The 18,924-nt window shown below is 62.9% G+C and carries 21 protein-coding genes; 12 read left to right on the top strand and 9 right to left on the bottom strand.

Annotated features, from left to right (window positions below):
- Nucleotides 1-235: 235 nt before the first annotated feature.
- The 3 genes from SJY40_RS13675 to SJY40_RS13665 are packed head-to-tail and all read left to right on the top strand — an operon-like array spanning nucleotide 236 to nucleotide 2,135.
- Entirely contained in the window at nucleotides 236-799 is a 564-nt protein-coding gene (locus SJY40_RS13675) for a c-type cytochrome, methanol metabolism-related (protein WP_378947526.1), read from the top strand.
- Nucleotides 799-1,614 (top strand): substrate-binding domain-containing protein, encoded by an 816-nt coding sequence (locus SJY40_RS13670; protein WP_378947524.1) that lies wholly within the window; start codon nucleotides 799-801, stop codon nucleotides 1,612-1,614. Before SJY40_RS13675 ends, SJY40_RS13670 begins: the two co-directional genes overlap by 1 nt.
- Nucleotides 1,611-2,135, top strand: a complete 525-nt coding sequence (locus SJY40_RS13665) for a PQQ-dependent catabolism-associated CXXCW motif protein (RefSeq protein ID WP_378947521.1) — start codon at nucleotides 1,611-1,613, stop codon at nucleotides 2,133-2,135. The genes SJY40_RS13670 and SJY40_RS13665 overlap by 4 nt, the downstream gene beginning before the upstream one ends.
- On the opposite strand, the gene SJY40_RS13660 is transcribed toward SJY40_RS13665, so the two are convergent.
- The 3 genes from SJY40_RS13660 to SJY40_RS13650 are packed head-to-tail and all read right to left on the bottom strand — an operon-like array spanning nucleotide 2,119 to nucleotide 4,114.
- Nucleotides 2,119-2,997, bottom strand: a complete 879-nt coding sequence (locus tag SJY40_RS13660; protein WP_378947519.1) for a YncE family protein — start codon at nucleotides 2,995-2,997, stop codon at nucleotides 2,119-2,121. The two genes, SJY40_RS13665 and SJY40_RS13660, sit on opposite strands and share 17 nt — an antisense overlap.
- A gap of 38 nt (nucleotides 2,998-3,035) precedes the next feature.
- On the bottom strand, nucleotides 3,036-3,593 hold the full coding sequence (locus tag SJY40_RS13655) for an SRPBCC family protein (protein WP_378947516.1): 558 nt from the start codon (nucleotides 3,591-3,593) through the stop codon (nucleotides 3,036-3,038).
- Nucleotides 3,590-4,114, bottom strand: coding sequence for a DUF3280 domain-containing protein (locus tag SJY40_RS13650; protein WP_378947514.1), 525 nt, complete (start codon nucleotides 4,112-4,114; stop codon nucleotides 3,590-3,592). The genes SJY40_RS13655 and SJY40_RS13650 overlap by 4 nt, the downstream gene beginning before the upstream one ends.
- Nucleotides 4,115-4,275: 161 nt before the next feature.
- Between SJY40_RS13650 and SJY40_RS13645 the strand changes: the two genes are divergently transcribed.
- Genes SJY40_RS13645 through SJY40_RS13620 form a run of 6 tightly spaced genes read left to right on the top strand, consistent with a single transcriptional unit; the run spans nucleotide 4,276 to nucleotide 9,144 of the window.
- Nucleotides 4,276-5,481, top strand: a complete 1,206-nt coding sequence (locus SJY40_RS13645) for an ABC transporter substrate-binding protein (RefSeq protein WP_378947511.1) — start codon at nucleotides 4,276-4,278, stop codon at nucleotides 5,479-5,481.
- Complete coding sequence (locus SJY40_RS13640; RefSeq protein ID WP_378947508.1) at nucleotides 5,478-6,440, top strand: YVTN family beta-propeller repeat protein; 963 nt, start codon at nucleotides 5,478-5,480, stop codon at nucleotides 6,438-6,440. Before SJY40_RS13645 ends, SJY40_RS13640 begins: the two co-directional genes overlap by 4 nt.
- Before the next feature lie 22 nt (nucleotides 6,441-6,462).
- On the top strand, nucleotides 6,463-7,026 hold the full coding sequence (locus SJY40_RS13635) for a hypothetical protein (protein ID WP_378947505.1): 564 nt from the start codon (nucleotides 6,463-6,465) through the stop codon (nucleotides 7,024-7,026).
- 2 nt (nucleotides 7,027-7,028) lie between these two features.
- Entirely contained in the window at nucleotides 7,029-7,754 is a 726-nt protein-coding gene (locus SJY40_RS13630; protein WP_378947502.1) for an ABC transporter ATP-binding protein, read from the top strand.
- On the top strand, nucleotides 7,751-8,554 hold the full coding sequence (locus SJY40_RS13625) for an ABC transporter permease (protein WP_378947499.1): 804 nt from the start codon (nucleotides 7,751-7,753) through the stop codon (nucleotides 8,552-8,554). The genes SJY40_RS13630 and SJY40_RS13625 overlap by 4 nt, the downstream gene beginning before the upstream one ends.
- Entirely contained in the window at nucleotides 8,551-9,144 is a 594-nt protein-coding gene (locus tag SJY40_RS13620) for a hypothetical protein (protein ID WP_378947497.1), read from the top strand. The genes SJY40_RS13625 and SJY40_RS13620 overlap by 4 nt, the downstream gene beginning before the upstream one ends.
- Nucleotides 9,145-9,151: 7 nt before the next feature.
- On the opposite strand, the gene SJY40_RS13615 is transcribed toward SJY40_RS13620, so the two are convergent.
- Nucleotides 9,152-10,132: a glycosyltransferase gene (locus tag SJY40_RS13615; RefSeq protein ID WP_378947494.1), complete on the bottom strand. Its 981-nt coding sequence runs from the start codon at nucleotides 10,130-10,132 to the stop codon at nucleotides 9,152-9,154.
- 637 nt (nucleotides 10,133-10,769) lie between these two features.
- On the opposite strand from SJY40_RS13615, the gene SJY40_RS13610 reads away from it, so the two are divergent.
- From SJY40_RS13610 to SJY40_RS13600, 3 genes are read left to right on the top strand one after another with little or no spacing between them, the layout of a single operon-like run.
- The gene (locus SJY40_RS13610; protein WP_378947491.1) at nucleotides 10,770-11,957 is read left to right on the top strand and encodes a glycosyltransferase; all 1,188 of its coding nucleotides are present in this window, start codon (nucleotides 10,770-10,772) and stop codon (nucleotides 11,955-11,957) included.
- Between the two features lie 9 nt (nucleotides 11,958-11,966).
- Nucleotides 11,967-12,866, top strand: coding sequence for a glycosyltransferase family 2 protein (locus SJY40_RS13605; protein ID WP_378947488.1), 900 nt, complete (start codon nucleotides 11,967-11,969; stop codon nucleotides 12,864-12,866).
- A gap of 41 nt (nucleotides 12,867-12,907) precedes the next feature.
- Nucleotides 12,908-13,894: a hypothetical protein gene (locus tag SJY40_RS13600; protein WP_378947486.1), complete on the top strand. Its 987-nt coding sequence runs from the start codon at nucleotides 12,908-12,910 to the stop codon at nucleotides 13,892-13,894.
- A gap of 185 nt (nucleotides 13,895-14,079) precedes the next feature.
- On the opposite strand, the gene SJY40_RS13595 is transcribed toward SJY40_RS13600, so the two are convergent.
- From SJY40_RS13595 to SJY40_RS13575, 5 genes are all read right to left on the bottom strand, one after another.
- The gene (locus SJY40_RS13595) at nucleotides 14,080-15,225 is read right to left on the bottom strand and encodes a UDP-galactopyranose mutase (RefSeq protein ID WP_378947483.1); all 1,146 of its coding nucleotides are present in this window, start codon (nucleotides 15,223-15,225) and stop codon (nucleotides 14,080-14,082) included.
- Between the two features lie 104 nt (nucleotides 15,226-15,329).
- Nucleotides 15,330-16,010, bottom strand: a complete 681-nt coding sequence (locus SJY40_RS13590; protein WP_378947480.1) for a 5'-nucleotidase, lipoprotein e(P4) family — start codon at nucleotides 16,008-16,010, stop codon at nucleotides 15,330-15,332.
- Nucleotide 16,011: 1 nt separating this feature from the next.
- On the bottom strand, nucleotides 16,012-16,728 hold the full coding sequence (locus SJY40_RS13585) for a 5'-nucleotidase, lipoprotein e(P4) family (RefSeq protein WP_378947477.1): 717 nt from the start codon (nucleotides 16,726-16,728) through the stop codon (nucleotides 16,012-16,014).
- A gap of 128 nt (nucleotides 16,729-16,856) precedes the next feature.
- On the bottom strand, nucleotides 16,857-18,098 hold the full coding sequence (locus tag SJY40_RS13580; RefSeq protein ID WP_378947474.1) for an MFS transporter: 1,242 nt from the start codon (nucleotides 18,096-18,098) through the stop codon (nucleotides 16,857-16,859).
- 85 nt (nucleotides 18,099-18,183) lie between these two features.
- Nucleotides 18,184-18,774: an outer membrane lipoprotein carrier protein LolA gene (locus SJY40_RS13575; protein ID WP_378947471.1), complete on the bottom strand. Its 591-nt coding sequence runs from the start codon at nucleotides 18,772-18,774 to the stop codon at nucleotides 18,184-18,186.
- Nucleotides 18,775-18,924: the final 150 nt, after the last annotated feature.

The following is an 18,924-nucleotide window of genomic DNA, read 5'->3' as shown; positions in this document are numbered from 1 at the left end:
CAATGCGTTGACTGCAGAACCCGCATCCATGGAACAGCCTGCCACCGAAGGTTCGACCGACGCCCCCGCCGCAGCCCCGGCTGAAGGCGAGGCTCCGGCCGAAGGTGCCACCAACGGCTAATACTTTCGTTCCGCAAAGTGGAAGTTGATCTGTGAAAGGGCCGCCCCGGGGTTAAGCTCGGGGCGGTTCTGTCTGGAGGAGAGCAGGCAGACCATGAATGGGAGGATATCCATGATGAAAGCCATCACCAGCCTGACCGCGCTGGTTCTTGGTGCGACCTTGGCGACAAGTGCCATGGCGCAGACCGAAGCCCAGCCCGAGGCGACATCAGAGGCCGAGGGCGAACAGGGCAGCCACGTTCTGGCCAATGGCCAGACCACCGATGCGGTCGAAATGACGGACGGACGCTGGCGCAACGACGAAGGCATTCCGACCTTCAAGGTCGAAGACGGCGTCGTCGATTTCGCGACCTTCAACGGGTTCCGCCGCTATCACGCAGAATGCCACGTCTGCCACGGCCCCGACGGCGAAGGGTCAACCTATGCCCCGGCGCTGAAGGATTCGGTGCTGCGGATGGATTATTACGACTTTATGGAAGTTGTCGCCTCGGGTCGTCAGGGGACCAATTCGGTCATGCCGGCCTTTGGCACCAACAAGAACGTCTGGTGCTATATCGACGATATCTACACCTATCTGGTTGCCCATGGCACCGAAACCATCGGACGCGGTCGCCCCGCCGAACGTGCCGACAAGCCCGAAGAATACGCCGCGCTTGAAGATTCCTGCATGGAGATGTGATGCGCATCCTTCGTCACGGCCTGATGCTGGCGGTCGTTGCCATGGCGGGAACGGCCGACGCGCAGGTGGCCGATCTGCGGTTGACGACTCAGTTCCGGGTCTGCGCCGATCCGGCGAACGCCCCCGTCACCACCCGCGACGGCACGGGGTTCGAAAACAAGCTGGCCGATTATTTCGGGCAGCTGCTGGATATGCCTGTGACCTATGCCTGGTTTCCGTCAGGCATGGGCTTCATCACCAAGACATTGCGGGCGGGGACCTGCGATGTCGTCATCGGCTATGCTCAGGGCGATGAGATGGTGCAGAACACCAACCATTACTACACCTCGGTCTATGGTCTGGTGACGCGGGGCGACGGCGATCTGGCGCAGGTGGACCGCCTGTCCGATCCGCTGCTGAAGAAGGCCGACATCGGCGTCGTTGCGGGCACGCCGCCCGCGACGCATCTGGCGCGCAACGGGCTGGCCGCAAACATGCGCGGCGCCGATCTGTTCGTCGACCGGCGGGTGAAGAACCCCACAGGTGACATGCTGGACGACATCCGTGCGGGGGACTTGGACATCGCCGTGATGTGGGGGCCCTTGGCGGGCCCCTTGGTCAAGGATGATCCGGACCTGCAATTCACCCCGCTGCTGCACGAAGAGGGCAATCCGAGGCTGTTCTATCGCATCACCATGGGCGTCCGTCTGGGCGAACAGGAATGGAAGCGCCAGTTGAACAGCCTGATCCGGCGCAATCAGGATGGCATCAACCAGATCCTGCATGATGCGGGGGTGCCGCTGGTCGATGATTTCGGCAAGCAGGTGATGCCGTGATCCGTGCGGCGGTGCTGGCGGTGCTGCTGGCGCTGCCTGCTGCCGCGCAGACCGTTCCGGAGCCCGACGGTTATCGCGGCGAACCCTATCGTGCGCCGGTGCCCGCGACCTTGCAGGGTGCGCAGGTCATCGATGGCGCGCGGGCGCTTGATCTGCACGACGCGGGGCAGGCAGTCTTTGTCAACGTCTTCCCCCGGACCCTGCGCCCCGAGGGATTGCCCGAAGGCACGATCTGGCGCGAACCTCCACATCAGACCATCCCCGGCGCAATCTGGCTGTGGAACACCGGCTATGAAGCGCTGTCCCCAGATGAGGAAGCCCGCCTGCGCGACGGATTGACCGCCGCCAAAGGGGGCGATGATCGCCCTCTGGTCATCTTCTGCCGTGCAGATTGCTGGATGAGCTGGAATGCCGCCCGTCGCGCCGTTGAATGGGGCTTTTCGGGCATCCACTGGTTCCCCGGCGGCACGGACGACTGGCTGGCCGAAGGTGGGGCATCGCTGGTCACGGCGGACCCGTGAAGACCCCGAAGGCACGGGGGCCGGACGGCAGATCGACCGTCATGGTCACCGTCAGATCGGTGGCATCGATGATGCTCAGCGTATCGCTGTCCCAATTGGCGACGGCGACCCCGCTGCCATCGGGCAGGGCGGAGATCCCTTCGGGGTAATCGCCGACGGTGATGGTCGCCAGAACCGCATGGCTGGCTGCATCAAAGACGGTGACGGTGCCATCATACTGGTCGGTCACAAAGCCGCGCCCCTCGGCGAAAGCTATGGCATAGGGGTGACTGCCGGTCGGGACCTGCCCAACCAGCAGACCCGCGGCGGGATCGATGACCGACACGCTGTCGCCCATCACATCCGCCGTCCAGATCAGGCCGTCGTGAAACGTAATGCCGAACGGATGCGGTCCCGCCGTTTTGACCCGATGCAGCAAGGCACCGTCATCGGTGGCGAAGATGCTGACCGCGTCGGCATCGCGATCGGCGGTGGCGACCAGCGCCCCATCGGCGCTGACTGCAACACCGGCCGGTGCCGCACCTGTTGCCGATTGCCAGACCATTGCCAGATTACTGTCCAGACGCATCAACCGGGCGCCGAACCAATCGGCGACGAACAAGGCGCCGTCGGGACCGGTGGCGATGCCGAACGCACCCTCACCCAGATTGGCCTGTCGAAGGGGGGTCAAGGTCTTGTCCAGGACATGCAAGCGTCCCGTATTGGCTGCGATGACATACACGCGCCCGCGTTCCGGATCATAGGCGACGGGGGCAGGGGCATCGGGGATGTCCACCTGTGCCGTGATCATCCCCCCGTCCAGATCCACCACCGACAGCGCATTGCCGTTCTGCGAGGTGATGAACGCAAGATCCCCGGCCATGACCGGGGATGCAAGCAGCGCCATCAGCAGGGACAGCCTCACTCGACCTTGCCGAACCGTTCGGCCAATGCGTCCAGACCGGCCATATAGACCCCGTTGACCCCGGCAATGGCGGCATCGTCGTTCAGCTCGGCCGGGGGATCGTTGTTCGGAAAGCCGCGATAGAAGCCGCCCTTCCAGATGACCTCGGCGTGGCCATCCTTGTCCTTGACCATCAGGGTCGAGGAATAATTGGTGACCGGCAGGACCGCGGTATCGACCTCGGTGATCATGTATTTGTAGCTCATCTTGGCATCGTCGATGGCCATCAGCTGTTCGGTGATCGTGGGATCGCCATCGGCTGCCAAGGTCAGCACGCGGGTCGATTCGTCGGGAACATCGGCGGGCGCGCCCTCGGGGGTCATCGCGGTAGATGCAACGACGGGATGCCAGCTCATGTCGTCGAACTTGCCGATCACGTCCCAGACTTCGGCGGGGGTGGCGTCCAGAACCACGGTCTGTTCGGTCTTCAGCCGGGACGGGCCATGCGCGGATGCCGCCCCGGTCAGGGCCATCACCGCGCCAAGCGTCGCTGCAACAAGCTGGGTCTTCCTCATTCCTTCTTATCCTCCCGGAAAATGACGTTCTTCAAAAGGTAACGATAGCCGCGACGAAAGGCGTCATCGGTATTGCCCCGGATATCGACCGCACCCGCCCGCAGGGTCTGGCCCGTTTCGGCGTCGCGGATGCGCAGGTTCACCGATTGGATCAGGTTCGAGGTCTTCTGCACCTCGCCCATGATGGCATAGCGCGATCCCATGTCCGCGGCGATCCGCGTGTCGGCGCCGTTGGAATGGGCGGGGTTCCGGATGCGGGCCGTGGCGGCGGGGTCGGGTTCGGTCAGGGTGAAGCCGCGTTCGGACAAAAGGCCTGCGACGTATTCCTCGGTCATGGCGATGCGGTCGGTTTCATCCTGACGCACGCCATTGATGTCACCCTCGGTCGAGCTGTCGATGTAATGGATGCCGAACCATGTGGCCTTGCCGGGCGGCAGATCCTGCGCCGCCACGCCCCCGGCCGACACCGCCAGCGATGCCGCCACAAGGGCCAGTGCCCGGATATGATGTCGTGCGATCATCTGTCGAACTTGAACCCGGGCGGGGCGGGCCGTCCATAAGACAAAAGCCTGAGACCCCCCAGACCAAGGGTGCAGGGAAAAGTTCCCGATGCGAACGGGAACAATAACCGGCTTGCCGCATGCCCCCCGGACCCGCACCATGACCGACAGGGAGACGAAGAATGTTCAAGGGAATCATGGGGCTTTTGGCCGGTGCCGTGGCATTGGCTCAGCCCGTTCACGCCCAGACCAAGGCCGAAGACCCGGTGGTCATCCGCGCCGCGGTGCTGCGTGTCGACAACCCCGGCCTGCCGCCGATATCGCGGCTGGAACTGCCGCCCGATGATCTGGGCTTTGCCGGCGCGCAGCTGGCTACCGACGACAATGACACGACCGGCCGCTTCATGGGGCAGGACTTCCAGACCGTGACGGTGGCCGCCACGCCCGACACGGCAGCCGACAGCATGCGCGACCTGCTGGATCAGGGCATCCGCTTCATCGTGGTCATGGCGGACGACGACGTCACGCTGGCGCTAGCCGATCAGGTGGGCGACCGAGCCATGCTGATCAACGCGATGGCGCGCGGCGACAACCTGCGGGGCAGCGACTGCCGGATGAACACCATCCATGTCGCGCCAAGCCGGGCGATGCTGGCCGATGCGCTGACGCAGTTCCTGATGTGGAAGAACTGGCCACGCTGGATGCTGATCCACGGCAGCCACCCGCAGGATCAGGCGATGGCCGATGCCTATCGCAGGTCCGCCGCCAAGTTCGGCGCCGACATCGTCGAGGAACGCGAGTTCGAGGATACCGGCGGCGCGCGGCGCACCGACAGTGGCCATGTGCAGGTCCAGTCGCAGATGCCGGTCTTTACCCAACGCGCCGAGGACCATGACATCGTCATCACCGCCGACGAAGCAGATGTCTTTGCCGTCTATCTGCCCTATCTGACATGGGACCCTCGCCCCGTGGCGGGGTCGGCGGGGCTGGTCCCCCGCAGCTGGCATCCCGCGATGGAGGCTTGGGGCGCGACCCAGTTCCAGAACCGCTTCGAGGCCTTGGCCAACCGCCGCATGCGCGAGGCCGACTATCAGGCCTGGCTGTCCCTGCGCATCATCGGCGAGGCTGCAACGCGGACCAATTCCGGCGATCCCGACACCCTGCGCGATTTCATCCTGTCGCCCGATTTCGACGTGGCGGGCTTTAAGGGGCGGGCGCTGACCGTGCGCGACTGGGATCACCAGGTGCGCCAGCCGATCCTGCTGACGACGGGCGATCTGACCACCTCGGTTAGCCCGCAAGAACAATATCTGCATCAGACCAGCCAGCTGGACACGCTGGGCGTGGACCGCGCCGAAACCGAATGCCGCCTTGGGGACCCTTCATGAAACACCTGCTTGTCAGCGCCGCCCTGATCTGCGCGGCTCATCCCGCGCTTGCCAACCGCGTCTTCGTCACCAACGAACGCAGCAACGACATCACCGTGCTAGACGGCGAAAGCTTCGAGGTGATCGGCACCTATCCCGCCGGAAACCGGCCCCGTGGCATCACCATCAGTCCGGACGGGACGGAACTCTATGTCTGTTCATCCGACGATGATCTGGTGCGGGTCTTCGATCCGCAGACGATGGAACAGCTGCACACCCTGCCGTCGGGGCCGGACCCGGAACTGTTCGTGCTGCACCCGTCGGGCAACCCGCTGTTCATCGCCAATGAAGACGATAATATCGTCACCGTCGTCGATACCGAAACCCATCAGATGCTGGCGGAAATCCCGGTCGGCGTCGAACCCGAAGGCATGGGCGTCAGCCCCGATGGCAGCGTCGTCATCAACACATCTGAGACGACGAACATGGCGCATTTCATCGACACGACGACGTTCGAGATCACCGCAAACGTGCTGGTTGACAGCCGCCCCCGCTTTGCCCAATACAACGCCGATGGCAGCAAGCTGTATGTGACGTCGGAAATCGGCGGCACGGTCAGCGTCATCGACCCGTCCACCCAGCAGATCATCAAGAAGATCAGCTTCGACATCAACGGCGTCCTGCCCGAGGCGATCCAGCCCGTCGGAGCCCGCGTCACCGCCGATGGCAAGACCCTGTTCGTGGCGCTTGGCCCTGCCAACCGCGTCGCCGTCATCGATGCGCAGACCGATGAGGTGGTCGATTACCTGCTGGTCGGCCAGCGCGTCTGGCAGCTGGCGTTTTCGCCCGATGAAAAGTTCCTCTACACGACGAATGGCAATTCCAACGATGTCTCGATCATCGATGTGGCTGCCCGCAAGGTCGTCCGTTCTGTTCAGGTCGGACAGCAGCCCTGGGGCGTCGTCGTGGCCCCCGATTGATGCAATGCAAAGGAATTCGACGATGACGATGCAGACAAGCCTGATCCCCTCGCTGGCCATATTGCTGGCCCTTGCCCTTCCGGCAGGCGCGCAGGATACCGCGACGCCGGAACCCTCGGTCGATCAAAGTGCGCAGGTCCAGCCCGATCAGGACGACGACGATGATGATGACGCGACGGGTGACGAAGACGGTGTCTTCGAGGCGGCGGGCAAGTTCGACTACGGCTTTTCCGGCCTTCTGGCGCGCGACAACCGCACCCAGTTGGCGCCGCTGACGCTGGCATCGGGACAGCCGGTCGCAGGCGGGGAATACACGTTGAAATCAGGCGGCTATTACCGGATCGAGATCACGGCCGATGGCAGTCAGGAACTGGCCCTGTCAGGGGGCGATTTCTTCCGCGCCATCTGGATCAATGAAATCGTCATCGGCGATACCGAGATTCGCCCCATGGGCATCCACAGTCTTGAATTCGACAGCGACGGGACGGCGGTGCTCAGCTTTGTGGCAGTGCTGCCGGGGCGCTATACCCTGTCGGTGCCGGGATCGTCGGGCGACAGCCTGCAAGCCGTCTTCAACATCCAGTAACCATGACAGCAGCCGCGCTGGAGATCGACCATGTCAGCCATAATTTTGGCAGCGTTCAGGCGTTGCAGGACGTATCGCTGACCGTCCCGCGCGGCGGCTTTACGGCGCTGCTGGGGGTGAACGGGGCGGGCAAGACGACGCTTTTTTCGCTGATCACGCGGCTTTATAATAACCGCTCGGGCGTGATCCGCGTTGGCGGGCATGACCTGCGCCGCAATCCTTCGCAGGCGCTGGCGCGGCTGGGCGTGGTCTTTCAAAGCCGCGCGATGGACGCCGATCTGACCATCCACCAGAACCTGATCTATCACGCCAGCCTGCATGGCATTCCGGGCCGCCTTGCCCGTCCGCGCATCGCCCAAGTGCTGGAACAGGTCGATCTGGCCGACAAGGCCGATGCCCGCATCACCGCCCTGTCCGGCGGCCAGTCCCGCCGCGCCGAGATCGCCCGCGCCCTGATCCACCGCCCCGACCTGCTGCTGCTGGACGAGGCGACTGTCGGTCTGGACGTGAAATCCCGCGCCGAGGTTCTGGCCCTGACCCGCCGCCTGATCGCCCGCGACGGGGTCTCGGCGCTTTGGGCCACGCATATCATGGACGAAATCGCCCCCGATGACGATCTGGTCGTCCTGCATCGCGGGCAGGTTCTGCGGCAGGGAAAATCCGCTGCCATCGCCGGATCGCAGGGGCTGACGCAGGCATTTCTGGATATGACCGGGGTGGCCCCATGACCGGATGGTTCACCGCCTTTCTTGGCATCAGCCGCCGCGAAACCCTGCGCTTTGTCAACCAGCGCGGGCGCTTCCTTGCGGCACTGGTGCGACCCTTGGTCTGGCTGTTCATCTTTGCCGCCGGGTTCCGCGCCGTGCTGGGCCTGTCGATCACGCCGCCCTATCAGACCTATGTCCTCTACGAGGTCTACGTCACCCCGGGCCTTGTCGCGATGATCCAGCTGTTCAACGGCATGCAATCATCGCTGTCGATGGTCTATGACCGCGAGACGGGGGCCATGCGCACGTTGCTGGTCAGCCCATTCCCCCGCTGGTTCCTGCTGGGGTCCAAGCTGATCGCGGGGGTGATCGTGTCGATCATCCAGGTCTTCACCTTTTTGGCCATCGCGTGGTTCTGGGGCATCACGCCGCCCGGGTGGGGCTATGTCGCGGTGATCCCGGCGCTGATCCTGTCGGGGCTAATGCTGGGGGCGATGGGGCTGTTCCTGTCATCCGCCATCCGGCAGTTGGAAAACTTTGCAGGGGTCATGAACTTCGTGATCTTCCCGATGTTCTTCGCCTCATCCGCGCTCTATCCGCTGTGGCGGATGCGCGAAAGCTCGCCCCTGTTGCACGATATCTGCGCCTTTAACCCCTTCACCCACGCGGTCGAACTGATCCGATTTGCGCTCTATCTGCAGATCAACTGGACCTCGCTTGCGGTGGTTCTAGGATGTTTGGCGGGGTTCTTCGGCGCGGCGGTCTTCATGTATGATCCGCAAAAGGGCCTCTGGGCCCGCCGGAAAGGAGGACCATCTTGATCCGCATCTCCATCCTGCTGGCCCTGCTGGCTGCCGGACCGGTGTTTGCCGCGACCGGCAGCGACCCCGACTGGCCCTGCATTCAACGCAAGCAACCGCATCTGTCGCTGGGCCAGCTGTGGTCCGGACCCGTGCCGGACGATCAGGCGATGGCACTGGCGAATACGCCCGAGATCGCCAGGCTGGCCGCACGTCTGGAACAGCGCCGCCTGCCGCTGGAGGAAGCCACCGCATTGGTTGATGATTTCGCAACGCAGGCCGATGATGCCCGCCTGACGGCGCTGATGCAGGCGATCTTTGCCCTCATCGACCGTGACCGCAGTGCGCTGATCGCGGGCATATCCCGCTATGGCCGCGCGCAGGTCGCCTTGGCCGATCAGATCAAGTCACGCCGCAGCCGTTTCGAAGAACTGCAGGCCGCCCCGACCCCTGATTACGATGCGATTGACACCGAGGAGGAGGCCTTGGATTGGGACATGCGCATCTTCGACGCCCGGCAGAAGTCGCTGACTTACGTCTGCGAAACGCCCGTCATCCTTGAGCAGCGCGCCTTCGCCCTTGGCCGTGCCATCGGCGCGCATCTGGATTAAGACGGGGTCAGTCCGATCCTGATCTGCGCAGGATCTCGGCGTGCGGGCGGTCCAGCTTGCGCGCCAGACCGTCGCGCACCGCCAGATCCAGCATCGCCTGGAAGGTCGCAGCATCATCACCGTAATCGGCAGCCTTGCCGCGCCATTTGCGCAGCAGCACCGGCACCAACGGCCAGAACCAGGGCCCTGCTGCCACGCGATAGGCGATCAGGGCATTGCGATACATGTAGAAGACCTTCCACAAGGGCCGCAGCACCAGCCCCGTCTTACCCTGCAGCGCCATGGTGTCATGTTCGAAACGGACATCGGGGGCAAAGCCGATCCGCAGCCCCTTGCGCCGCATTTGCAAGGTATAAAGCTGGTCGTCGCCATAGATGAACAGCCGCGGGTCGGGCAGGCCGGCCCGTGTCAGAGCCTCGCGCGACAGGAAAAGGCCCACGAAACTGGTCATGTCCACCGCCAGCACCGGACCGCCGTCACGATAATCGGCGTCGCCCAGATGGAAACCTTCGCGGCCCTTGCCAAGCGGCATCCGCGCCAGCGTGCGGATAAAACGGCCAAGGTGCCAGAACGGGTTGCGATAGGGGCGGTTCATCTCGCAGATGGTGCCATCGGGGTGGCGCACGGCGGCGCCGATGGCATCCCAGCCTGACAGGTCCATCCGGGCAAAGGCCTTCATGGCCCCCGGCCGGGGGCGACCGTCGTCGTCCATCACCGCGATCCAATCGGCATCGGTCCGGTCACGCGCGATCTGCATGGCGATGGAAAAGCCGCCCGCACCCCCAAGGTTGCTGTCGCTGCGATGCACGATAAGGCGCGGGTCATCCAGAGCCGCCAGCCATTCCGCCGTCCCGTCGCTTGATGCGTTATCCACCACCACGACATGGCCGACAGGTTCCGCCAGCAGCCGTTGGACGGTCGTCGTCAGCTTGGAAAGCCGGTCGTGGGTCACGACGGCGGCGGCGATGGTAGGCAGGGTCTGCGTCATGCGCGGCTCGATCACGGCTGGGAATGCCAGAAACCTGCATCAAGCCCGGCCAGTTGCCGAAGGCGTTAGCATGATCACGCCGGTTCGGGCAAGCTTGCAGCACGGACGTTCCCGTGCGGGCCTAGACAGTTTCATCGCCCGCATCGACCTGCTATCTGTCGCGCGTCGCATCGTTGTGGCATTCGACAGCCGAAGTGAGATCCGAGACAGCATGACCAGCATGACACCCTCCGCTTCCGGACCGGAAAGCGCGTATATCGACCACGAGATTTCCCAGGCCGTCGATATCTACAAGCGGCTTTACCCCACGCAGTCGCTGACATTCCTGTTTTATCAGGGCAAGGATCCCATCCACGGGGCACCCGGGATCGTCGAAGGGCCGTTTACCTTCCGTCCTCACCATCTTAGCCCCGAATATCTTGGCCAAGCGACCTATCCGGGCGCCCGGGCCGATTCGCCGAATGTCACGATCACACTATCGATTCCTCGTCGACCGACGCCGGTTGAGGCCAAGCAGACTGACGCGGATTGGCTTCCAGTTAGACCCTTGAAGCGGCTGTTCGGTGCATGGCCTGTCGGATACGAAAAAATTCGCTATTTGGCCGAGATGCGGCGTAAAAATCGTCGTGATGCGCGCATGCCGACTGGTAGTTTGTTGCGCGGCGAAGGCTCGGATCATTTCCCCGCGCCCACCCGTCCTCAAAGCGACAAGAAGCCCGCCATCCTGATCGGCATGCACTGGCTGGAGGTGGGCGGCGCGGAAAAGCTGGGCTTCGATACCATCCGCTGGGCGCTCGAGGCGGGGCTGCGGGTCTTCGTCGTCGCCAGCGTTCCGGCATTGCAGCGCCTCCAGGACAAGCTGCCCGACAGCCCCGACGTGACCTTCATCCGGCTGGACCGCTATCTGCCGCATGACAAATGGCCCCGTTTCGTGACCCGCCTGATGATGGATGAGAACATCGGCCTGGTCCACATCCACCACTGCATTCCGCTGTATGAATCCCTGCCGCAGATCCGCGCGACCATGCCTTGGGTCAAGGTCATCGACAGCACGCATATCGTCGAATACGCCGATGGCGGCTATCCGCGGACCTCGGGCGTGTGGTCGGAATTCATCGACATGCATCACGTCATCAGCCGCGAACTGGTCGACTATTACCGCGACAACTTCCAGGTTATCGGCAAGCTGCGGCTTGGCCGCATGCTGGACCGGGCCGAGCCCGCCCGCGAACTGCCCGCGATGAACATGATGCCGGGGCAGGACAGCCTGCGCGTGACCTTCGTGGGCCGGCTCTATTACCAGAAGCGCCCGGTCATCGTGGTCGAGGCCCTGCGCGCGCTGGACAAATGGGCGACGGCGAACGGCGTACAGCTGCGCGGTCGCATCATCGGCGAAGGTCCGTTCCTGGACACGTTGCGGAATTTGCTGAAACGGCACGGGCTGACGACCAAGGTTGAACTTCTGCCCGCGGGATCACCCGTGCCGCAGATCATGGCCGATAGCGATGTCCTGCTGCTGCCCTCGAACAACGAGGGTCTGGCGCTGGTCTGCTATGAGGCGATCGAGCAGGGCTGCATCCCCATTTCCACCGATGTCGGGTCGCAATCCGAGATCGTGCCCGCCGATCTGCTGGTCCCGCTGGAACCTGCCGCCTGCGTCAAGGGCATCGTCACCGCCGTGGACCGCCTGTGGAAGGATCGCGACTTCTGCGACCGTCAGAAGGCCGAACTGCAGGCCGCCTGGACGCGCATCGCCGCCGATCCCACCGCGCATGAAATCCTGATGCCGATCTATCGCGATGCGGCCGACACGACCCAAGAATAGGTGCCCGCCATGCCTGCCCTGAACAAGACCGCGGCGATCATCGTCACCTTCAACCGGTCGCCCAAGCTGCTGAAGGTGCTGGATGCGCTGAACGCCCAGACCCGCCGACCCGACATCGTGCTGGTCGTGGACAACGCCTCGACCGACGACACGCAGACCCTGATGGAGGCCCGTGCGCGCGAGGATGAAAGCCTGCGCTATCTGCGTCTACCCAGGAACGTGGGCGGCGCGGGTGGTTTCCACGCGGGCCTGAAAGCGGCCTACGGGATGGGGGCGCATTACTTCTGGATCTCGGACGACGACGCCTATCCCGAACCCGACGCCATCGAGAAGCTGCTGCACGCCATCACCACCTTCGAGGAAGACCACGCCTGGCGTCCCAGCTTTGCCTGTTCGCGGGTCGAATGGATCGACGGTTCTCTGTGCGAGATGAACACCCCGCGCCCGGTCTGGGACTGGCCGCGGTTTGTCACCGCCGCCCAGAACTGGCCGCTGGTCAACAGCGCGTCATTCGTGTCGGTGCTGATCCCGCGTTGGGCGGTCAGCGAACACGGGCTGCCGATTCCGGATTATTTCATCTGGTTCGACGATGCCGAATACACCCGCCGCATCGCGCGCAGCTATCCCGGCATCTTCGTTCCTGAAAGCGTCGTGATGCATGACACCCCCGACAACCGGGGCGTCAACTTCGGGATGATCGACGACAAGAGCCTGTGGAAATTCAAATACGGCGCCCGGAACGAAACCTCGTTCCGGCGCCGCGAGGGAGGGCTGATCAACGTCCTCGCCTATGCCTATGGCGTCCGTCGCCAGATGAAGAACGCCAATGTCCCCAAGGCACAGCGCCGTCAGATCTATGGCGCGATCCTGAAAGGCCTCAGCTTCCGTCCCCGCATCGAGCGGGTATAAGCTGCACCACCATCCGTATGGAATCCGGACAAGAAAGTTAAATGACGATGCAGACGCTTTATATTCATGTGGGTACTCACAAAACGGCAACCACATGGCTGCAGCATTATCTTGGCAAGAACAGTGAGCGGTTGAATGACTTGGGGTTCTATTACCCGACTTCGGGACGCGTGACGCAGGCCCAGCATCGGTTGGGACAGGCTATCTTCAACCGCAAGGCGCCTAGGGAAAAGCTGGATGGCATCCCCGTATGGGAGCGGTTCAAGCGCGAGATTTCCCAAGTCAAATACCGGAATATCGTCATCAGTTCGGAAGAGTTCGAATGGGTCCAGGATCCGTCGCTGATCAGGAAATTCCTGCCCGATGTCACCATTCGGCCGATCATCTATCTGCGTCGTCAGGATGATTACATCGAGTCGCTCTATGGCCAGCAGATCCGCGATTATCATCCGCGATTGAAGCAGACGATTTCCGAATATCTGCAAACCAGCAAACTTGCGTTTCTTGATTACCAGCGCCTGCTTCAGCAATGGCAGACCGCCGGCGATCAGATGCACATTCGGGTGTTCGACAAGAAATTCATGAAGGACGGTGATGTCGGCGCCGACTTCCTGAACGTGCTTGGCATCGGGTCTGCAGAAGGCTTCGAAGCTCCGTCGGGGCCCGTGATCGACCAGAAGACCAACCTCCATATGGAGGCCTTGGAATTCATGCGTCAGTGCAACAACCTGCCGATGACGGCAGCGCAACACATGCAGTTGACCAATCAGGTGATCCGTTTGGACAAGGTCGCAGCACCGGTCCGGGATAAAGCACGTCTGAGATTGCTGGACTTCCAAACCCGTCAGCAAATCATGGAGCGCTACCGCGGGATGAACAGTGCAATTTCGGCCGCGTATCCGGGCGCAACCGGGCTAAAGCATCTGTTCCAAGATATCGCTGACGACGCCAAGGTTTTTAAACAGGCTTCGGATATCAATACCTTCGATGTCCTGCTCAAGGCGAATAACCTTGTGAAACTGGGCTGATCGGAAGGCCAATTTACATAGGTAATTCTATCTGCAACTTGGCGAATACATGATTGTGGCGTCTACGATTCAGAGTAACCCATGCGTTGTGCTGATCATTCAGGATCTCACATGTTGGCTGCTTGGCAATCAGACTTGACCAATAGACGTTACCGCGCCGATCACGACGCGGTGACGTCGGTTCTTCAGCTGGGATCGGCGACGAAGGCGGGCATCGGTTGGCCGTCGGCTGTCTGTGTCAGGAAGGTCTGGGCGGTGTCCAGCGCTTCCCGGATGGTGACGTCCATGTCCAGATAGCGATAGGTGCCAAGCCGTCCGACGAAGGTCACGCCGGCAGTGTCGCGCGCCATCTGGACGTAATCCGCCAGCAGCGCCTTTTCCTGCACTAGGCGGATCGGATAATAGGGCGTGTCGCCCGGTTCGGCCAGGCGCGAGAATTCACGATAGCAGACGCTGCCCTCGTGGGTTTCCCAAGGGCTGAAGTGCTTGTGTTCGGTGATGCGGGTATAGGGGACCTCGGGGTCGCCATAGTTCATCACCGCGCAGCCCTGATAGTCGCCCTGATAATCGAAGCGCTCGAAATCCAGCGTGCGATAGCCCAAGCGGCCTAAGCGATAGTCGAAATAGCCGTCGAGCGACCCCGACCAGAAGACGTGATCGGCCTTTTCACCCATTTCGGTGGTATAGGGCGTGTCCAGTTCGACGGTGATGCGGGGGTGATCCAGGATCGCCTGAACCAACGCGGTATAGCCGTCCTGCGGCATCCCCTGGAACTGGTGGAAGAAATAGTTGTCGTCATAGTTGAAGCGCACCGGCAGCCGCTTGAGGATCGAGGCGGGCAGTTCGGTCGGCGAACAGCCCCACTGCTTTTCGGTATAGCCCTTGAAGAAGGCGCGATACATCTCGGGGCCGACGAAACGCAGGGCTTGGTCCTCGAAGGTCTGGGGGTCGGTGATCGAGGTGTCGGCCTTGGCCTCGACGAAGGCGCGGGCCTCGTCGGGGCGCAGGGTCTGGCCGAAGAACTGGTTGATCGTCAGCAGGTTGATCGGCAGCGAATAGACGGCGCCCTGCGTCGTGGTCTTGACGCGGTTCTGGAAGGGCATGAAGGTCGCGAAACCGTTGACGTAATTCCAGACCTGCTGATCATCGGTGTGGAAGATATGCGGGCCATAGACATGCATCATGACGCCGGTATCGGCATCGCGTTCGGTGTGGCAGTTTCCGGCGATATGGGGACGCGCATCGATGATGCGGCAATCATGGCCAGCCTCGGCCAGCTGGCGGCCGATCACTGCACCTGACAATCCGGCGCCGACAAGAAGTATCATCATTCAGTCCCCAATATTGCGGATCACGGGGGTGCCATGCCCAAGGGCCGCACCCACCGCCTGCGTTAGCACGAAAGGACGGGGCGATACCATATCGGGGGCGTGGGTCAGGCCGGGATGCGCGGGGCATCCCATGGGCGCAGGTCGGCCTTCATCCAGGTGCCATGCGCAGCATTGGGAAAGACGATCCAGTCCTGCCCGAAACGGTCGGCATGGTCCTCGGCCAGCTGGTGCTGATCGTCCAGCGCCGCGCCGGCGAAGGCGCCGTGGAAGTCATGCAGCGTGTCGCCCAGTTGCAGGATGATCCGGTGGTCGCGTTCGACCGCGGCGCGGCGTTCGGCCTTGGGCGGGCCGAACAGCAGGACCTGATCGGCATGGACCTGCGGCAGGCCCAGATGGGACAGCGTGGCGATGGTGGCCAGCTTGTTTTCATCAAAGCGGTCCGAGACGTAGAAGATCGTGACGCCCAAGCGATCGGCCAGGTCGAAGAAAGCCGCCGCGCCGGGGATCAGGTGCGGGTCGCCCTCGCGTTCCCACAGCTTCCATGTGTCCAGGCTTTCGAACATGCCGTCGTGATGCATGGCCAGTGCCATGACGGCACTGTTGTCCAGGATCGTTTCGTCGATGTCGCTGAGGATCGCCAGCCTCTTGCCCCCGCCCGCCGCGTCGACCGCATCACGCAGCCGCAGCGTGGCCAGGGAATAGCACTGGCGTTGCAGGGCGCGGATCTCGGCCGAGGCCTGTTGATAGCGGACGGCGATGGCGTGGTCGTGGGGCTGGCGGGTCATGTTATTCCCAAGGCTCGATGACGGGTTCGGCGGACCATTCGGTCAGGGGCGCCTCGGACCAGGTGCCATAGCCGGCGTTGGGGAAGACGATCCATTCGGCGCCCCATTTGTCGCCCTGTTCGGTGACCAGATTGCGCTGATCCTCCAGGGGGGTCTTGCGGAAGCCGCCGTCGAAATCATGCAGCGTGTCGCCCAGCAGCAGGACGATCTGGTGATCCTTGCTGACGATCTCGCGGCGTTCGACCTTGGGCGGGCCCAGCAGCAGGACTGACGCATCGCTGACCTGCGGCAGGCCGAGGGCGGTCAGGGTGGCCATGGTATCGACCTTCTGCGCATCCGAACGGTCCGAGACATAGCGGATGGTCACGCCCAGTTCGTCGGCATGGGTCAGAAACTCCATCGCGCCGGGGATCAGCGTCGGCATGCCGTCGCGCTCCCAAGGCAGCCAGGTGTCCCATGCGTCATACATGTGGCAATCGGCCAGATCGCGAGCCAGCAGGGCCGAATTGTCGATGACGGTTTCGTCCAGATCAGTGACGATGGCCAGCTTGGACGGATCCTCGGCGCCCTCGACGGCGGCATCCAGACGCATGGTGGCGATGTTATAGGCCTGTGTCTGCAGGGCGCGCACCTCGGCCGATTGCTGTTGATAGCGCAGGCCCATGGTGAATTCCGCGACCTTGCAGTCGTCCTGTGCCTGCGCGGCGGTGGCGGTCATCAGGGCAATCCCTGCGGCGAAGGCCAGTGTCGGTCGTGCAGTCATGGTCATGGGTCCCATCTGGTCATGGCGTGAATGTCGGCGCCATGACCCTATGCAAGGCTTGACGCAGGGTCAAACGGATGGCGTCAGGCAGCGAGGGGTACGCGGGCAGGGGCCTCGCGGACGGGCAGGTGGATCAGCGCGCTGAAGGCCCCGACACCCACGCCGATCCACCAGACCAGCAGGTAGTCCCCCGAGGCATCGTACAGCCATCCGCCCAGCCAGACGCCCATGAAGGACCCGATCTGGTGGGACAGGAACACGAAACCATAGAGCGTCGCCATATACCGCAGCCCATAGATATAGGCGACCAGCCCCGAGGTCAGCGGCACCGTCGCCAGCCACAGCCCGCCCATCACCAGCGAAAACAGGATCACCGAACCCGGCGTGATGGGGGCAAGGATGAAGGCCGCCGCCGCGATGGTGCGCAGGGTATAGATGCCCGCCAGCAGGTACTTCTTGCTGTAACGCTTGCCCAGCCAGCCCGCCAGAATGGCGCCTGCGATATTGGCCAGCCCGATCATGGAAATCGCCACCGCGCCCAGGGCCGATGTGGTGGTGATGCCCAGACCCGCAAGGATGCCTGCGGGGTTTATGGGGCCGCACATCTCGGTGATCATGGCGGGGAAGTGGGCGGTGATGAAGCCCAGCTGATAGCCGCAGGAAAAGAAGCCCGCGAAGATCATCAGGTAGGACGGATCGCGGAAGGCACGCTTCAGCACGGTGCCAAGGCTGTCCTCCAGTTGGTTGCGGGTGGCGGGTTTGCCATCGCCCAGCATCGGCAGGAACAGCAGCGTCGTCAGGACGATGACGCCGAAGATAATGAAGACCGCCTGCCAGCTGTAGAAACCCAGCAGAACCTCGGCCAGGGGCGCACCGAAGACCTGACCGGCGGACCCCGCAGCGGTGGCGATGCCCAAGGCGAGGCTGCGGTTTTCATCGCTGGCGGCGCGGCCCACGATGGCCAGGATAACGCCGAAGCCGGTGCCGGCGATGCCGAAGCCGACCATCACCTCCAGCAGCTGAATGCCGGCGGCGGTCGTGGCAAAGGCGGTCAGAATCAGGCCCAGACTGTAAAACGCGGCCCCCAGAATGATCGCCCATCTGTCGCCCCACCGTTCGGCCAAGGCCCCGAAGATCGGCTGGCCGATCCCCCAGGCAAGGTTCTGGATGGCGATGGCCAGCGAAAATTCGGCCCGTGGCCAGCCGAAATCGGCGGCGATGGGGATCTGGAAGACCCCGAAGCTGGCGCGCAGGGCAAAGTTGATCAGCAGGATCAGCGATCCGCCGATCAGGATTGGGGTGAAGATGCGCGCGTTCTGGGACATGGCTGCGGCCTTGAAAGGATCAGGGCCGCAGGTTTGCGCGAAGGTCCCATCCGGTCAATCACGCAATTGTATGGTCTCAATCGCCCTAGCGGCGGTTGATCTCGGACCGGATCGAGAAGCGCGATGCCGGGATCGAGCCGCCCTTGGTCATATCGCCAAGGATCACGGTCGTCTTCTGGCCGCTGTCATCGGTGACGATCCACTGGCGCAGTTCCGTCGGGTTCGAGAATACCATCTGGATGTTGCCGTTCTGCGGACGCTTGGGATCCTGCGCGGTCACGATGGTGGCATTGTTCTTTTCGCTGTGGCCGGTGACCATGTTCGCCCGGCCCAGATCGACATTCGCATCCAGAATGATCGACAGCGGCGTCTGCGACAGGGGATACTGCTGGGGACCACCGTTCGACTTGCTGTCGAAGACCGCGACGTTCCCGCCCGAGGCCAGGACCAGCGTGTTGTCGTTGTCATATTCGAAACGCACGCGGCCGGGGCGCTTGATATAGACGGTGCCGGTGGACACGGTCCCGTCGGGGTTGATCTGCGTGAACTCGGACGTCAGCGTCGTCATCTGGTTCAGATAATTCGAGATCTGGGACAGGGGGATACGTTCGGCCAATGCCGGAAAGGCAAGTCCGATGATGAGGGCGGGCGCAAGTGCGAGGGTGCGAATGTTCATGACCCCGATCTTATCCTTTCGCGAAAGCGTTGCACATCACGTCTGGAGGATGGCTGCGCGGCCAACGATCGCGCGGGCGTGACAGTTCCGCGCAGTTTGTTTCAACCCTTAATGCTTGTCGTGAACATATGCGGAACATATATTCCTGTC

Origin of the sequence: Paracoccus sp. R86501, from assembly GCF_042466435.1 — a bacterium.
In the GTDB taxonomy this organism is placed as follows: Bacteria; Pseudomonadota; Alphaproteobacteria; order Rhodobacterales; family Rhodobacteraceae; genus Paracoccus.
The sequence above is the reverse complement of the archived record's forward strand: the minus strand, read 5'-3'. Positions and strand labels throughout refer to the sequence as shown.

What these genes read in the sequence shown, in the direction of transcription:
- SJY40_RS13675 (WP_378947526.1), top strand. Translation starts at nt 236, where the DNA reads ATGAAAGCCATCACCAGCCTGACCGCGCTGGTTCTTGGTGCGACCTTG.
- SJY40_RS13670 (WP_378947524.1), top strand. Translation starts at nt 799, where the DNA reads ATGCGCATCCTTCGTCACGGCCTGATGCTGGCGGTCGTTGCCATGGCG.
- SJY40_RS13660 (WP_378947519.1), bottom strand. Translation starts at nt 2,997, where the DNA reads ATGGCCGGGGATCTTGCGTTCATCACCTCGCAGAACGGCAATGCGCTG.
- SJY40_RS13655 (WP_378947516.1), bottom strand. Translation starts at nt 3,593, where the DNA reads ATGAGGAAGACCCAGCTTGTTGCAGCGACGCTTGGCGCGGTGATGGCC.
- SJY40_RS13650 (WP_378947514.1), bottom strand. Translation starts at nt 4,114, where the DNA reads ATGATCGCACGACATCATATCCGGGCACTGGCCCTTGTGGCGGCATCG.
- SJY40_RS13645 (WP_378947511.1), top strand. Translation starts at nt 4,276, where the DNA reads ATGTTCAAGGGAATCATGGGGCTTTTGGCCGGTGCCGTGGCATTGGCT.
- SJY40_RS13640 (WP_378947508.1), top strand. Translation starts at nt 5,478, where the DNA reads ATGAAACACCTGCTTGTCAGCGCCGCCCTGATCTGCGCGGCTCATCCC.
- SJY40_RS13635 (WP_378947505.1), top strand. Translation starts at nt 6,463, where the DNA reads ATGACGATGCAGACAAGCCTGATCCCCTCGCTGGCCATATTGCTGGCC.
- SJY40_RS13630 (WP_378947502.1), top strand. Translation starts at nt 7,029, where the DNA reads ATGACAGCAGCCGCGCTGGAGATCGACCATGTCAGCCATAATTTTGGC.
- SJY40_RS13625 (WP_378947499.1), top strand. Translation starts at nt 7,751, where the DNA reads ATGACCGGATGGTTCACCGCCTTTCTTGGCATCAGCCGCCGCGAAACC.
- SJY40_RS13615 (WP_378947494.1), bottom strand. Translation starts at nt 10,132, where the DNA reads ATGACGCAGACCCTGCCTACCATCGCCGCCGCCGTCGTGACCCACGAC.
- SJY40_RS13610 (WP_378947491.1), top strand. Translation starts at nt 10,770, where the DNA reads ATGCCGACTGGTAGTTTGTTGCGCGGCGAAGGCTCGGATCATTTCCCC.
- SJY40_RS13605 (WP_378947488.1), top strand. Translation starts at nt 11,967, where the DNA reads ATGCCTGCCCTGAACAAGACCGCGGCGATCATCGTCACCTTCAACCGG.
- SJY40_RS13600 (WP_378947486.1), top strand. Translation starts at nt 12,908, where the DNA reads ATGACGATGCAGACGCTTTATATTCATGTGGGTACTCACAAAACGGCA.
- SJY40_RS13595 (WP_378947483.1), bottom strand. Translation starts at nt 15,225, where the DNA reads ATGATGATACTTCTTGTCGGCGCCGGATTGTCAGGTGCAGTGATCGGC.
- SJY40_RS13590 (WP_378947480.1), bottom strand. Translation starts at nt 16,010, where the DNA reads ATGACCCGCCAGCCCCACGACCACGCCATCGCCGTCCGCTATCAACAG.
- SJY40_RS13585 (WP_378947477.1), bottom strand. Translation starts at nt 16,728, where the DNA reads ATGACCGCCACCGCCGCGCAGGCACAGGACGACTGCAAGGTCGCGGAA.
- SJY40_RS13580 (WP_378947474.1), bottom strand. Translation starts at nt 18,098, where the DNA reads ATGTCCCAGAACGCGCGCATCTTCACCCCAATCCTGATCGGCGGATCG.
- SJY40_RS13575 (WP_378947471.1), bottom strand. Translation starts at nt 18,774, where the DNA reads ATGAACATTCGCACCCTCGCACTTGCGCCCGCCCTCATCATCGGACTT.